General features: G+C 67.4%; 1 protein-coding gene and 1 pseudogene. Both read right to left on the reverse strand.

Going from position 1 to position 2,044, the window contains the following annotated elements; all coding sequences use genetic code 11:
• Positions 1-445, reverse strand: a pseudogene (locus LXM94_RS23105) (uracil-DNA glycosylase); the annotation flags it as partial.
• 80 nt (positions 446-525) lie between these two features.
• Positions 526-1,818 carry an Hsp70 family protein gene (locus LXM94_RS23110; protein WP_235773829.1) on the reverse strand — a complete coding sequence of 431 codons (1,293 nt, stop codon included), beginning with the start codon at positions 1,816-1,818 and terminating at the stop codon, positions 526-528.
• Between the last annotated feature and the right edge of the window lie 226 nt (positions 1,819-2,044).

Below are 2,044 nucleotides of genomic sequence, written 5' to 3' on the forward strand. Positions count from 1 at the left end.
TGACGTCCGGCTTCGGGTTGCCGTCGGCGAAGACGAGGCCGCGCGCGCTGTTCTTGAGGTTGCAGCCGTTGAAGGCCTGCATGGCGGCCTTCAGCTCCTCGAGCGACCGCGCCGAGGCGGCGGCGAATTCCGCGTCCGACACGGCCTGTCCGTCCGGCATGCTGACGGGCGGGGCCACGGACGCCGTGCTGCGCGTGCTGCGCGGCTGAGCCTGCGACGGCGCGCTGCGCGGGGCCGCCGCGCGGTCGGGGGTTTCCGCCGCCTCGGTGCGCTCGATCGGCGGCGTCGCCTGCCGGCGGCCACCCGCCTGCGCCGCGCGCAGGGTGTCCATTTCGGCGATGCGGTCGATCGCCTCCTCCTCCAGCAGCCATTCCACGCCGGCATCCGCATAGAAATGCAGCAGCGATGCGAGTTGCGCGGGATGGAGGTCTTTGGCGGCGTTCATGGCCGCCACCTTATCGGACGGGATCCGGACGGGGAAGCACGGCGGTGGGCGGAATGGGCAATCTCACCCGTTTTCAACCGTCAGGCCGCCCACTGGGCTATGTCCCCGCTTTCGCCGATCAGCGCGAGGCCGTGGGCGATGGAGAGCAGTTCGCCGCCGCTTTCGATCCGGCCCGCGTCGAAACGGCGGGTGAAGATGCGCCGGACGGCCGGCACGAAGGAGGTGCCGCCGGTCAGGAACACCTTGTCGATCTCGCCCGGCGCCGTGTTCGTCCTGTCCAGCACCTCGTCGAGCGCACCTTCGATGCGGGCGAGGTCCGGGGCGATCCAGGCTTCGAAATCGGCACGTTTCACCATCTTGCGGCCCGCCGGCCCGAGCGGCGGAAACCGGAACTCCGCCTCGTCGGCTGCCGACAGCGCCATCTTGGTCGCCGAGATCGCCTGGTAGAGCGGGTAGCCCTCGTCGTGCTCGACGAGGTCGATGAAGAGCTCGAGCTTCTCCGGCTCCAGCGCCGACCGCACGAGCGACTTCAGGTCCTTGAACTCGCGGCTCGTTCCGAAGATCGAGAGCTGGTTCCAGCGGGCGAAGTTGGCATAGTAGCCGGAGGGTACCTCCAGCAGCTTGTCGAAGCTCCTGAAGAAGGTGCCCTTGCCGATGTCCGGGGCCACCAGATGGTCGATCATGCGGGAATCGAAGTGGTCGCCCGCAATGCCGACGCCCGAATGGCCGATCGGCGTCGCGCTCAGCCGCCCGCCTTTCCGCTCGAAACGGATGAGCGAATAGTCGGTCGTTCCGCCGCCGAAGTCGGCGACGAGCACGGTTGCGTCGCGCGCCAGCGTCTGGGCGAAATAGTAGGCGGCCGCCACGGGCTCGTACACATAGTGGATTTCAGGAAAGCCGAGCCGCGTCAGCGCCGCATTGTAGCGTTCGAGGGCGAGCGCCGGGTCGGGACTGGCGCCGGCGAACTGCACCGGGCGGCCGGCGATCACCCGGGAGAGACCCGCCGGCCATGCGTCGCCGGCATAGGCCTTCAGGCGACGCAGGAAGATCTCCATCAGGTCATCGAAGGCGTGCCGCCGGGCGAAGATCAGCGTGCCCTGGAAGAGCGCGCTGGCCGCAAAGGTCTTCATCGACTGCAGGAAGCGGCAATCGCCCGGATTGTCGATGAACTGGCGGATCGCCGCCTGGCCGGCCTCGACCTTCAGCGCCTGCGCGCCGACGACAGGATCCTTCATGAAGGAAAGCGCCGTGCGCATCGTGTCTGTGACGCCGGCGCTGCTTTCGAAGGTCATCGACCGCGTGGCTGCATCACCGTCCGCCAAGGCCAGAACCGTGTTCGTCGTGCCGAAATCGAGCCCGAGTGCCCGTGCCATCGCCGTGCTCCTTGTCGTCGCCAAAGTGTGTTGAACCGGCGCGAGAAAGCTTCGCGCACAAAAGGCTGCGTCAGCGCGCCTCGGGAAATCTGAGAGCGCGTGAGATGGCACAGGCGGCAGACGATGGCAAGGGGATGTCCTCTGCCGGCCAGGGCTATCGCATTTGGGCGATGACGGTTTTTGCGAATTCGTCGGACCACCCTGACCGCTTTCTTTTTCGTCGGAT

The organism is Rhizobium alarense (assembly GCF_021555155.1).
Classification (GTDB): Bacteria; Pseudomonadota; Alphaproteobacteria; order Rhizobiales; family Rhizobiaceae; genus Rhizobium_D; species Rhizobium_D alarense.

Coding starts and splice junctions, on each gene's coding strand:
- LXM94_RS23110 (WP_235773829.1), bottom strand. CDS start 1,818: ATGGCACGGGCACTCGGGCTCGATTTCGGCACGACGAACACGGTTCTG.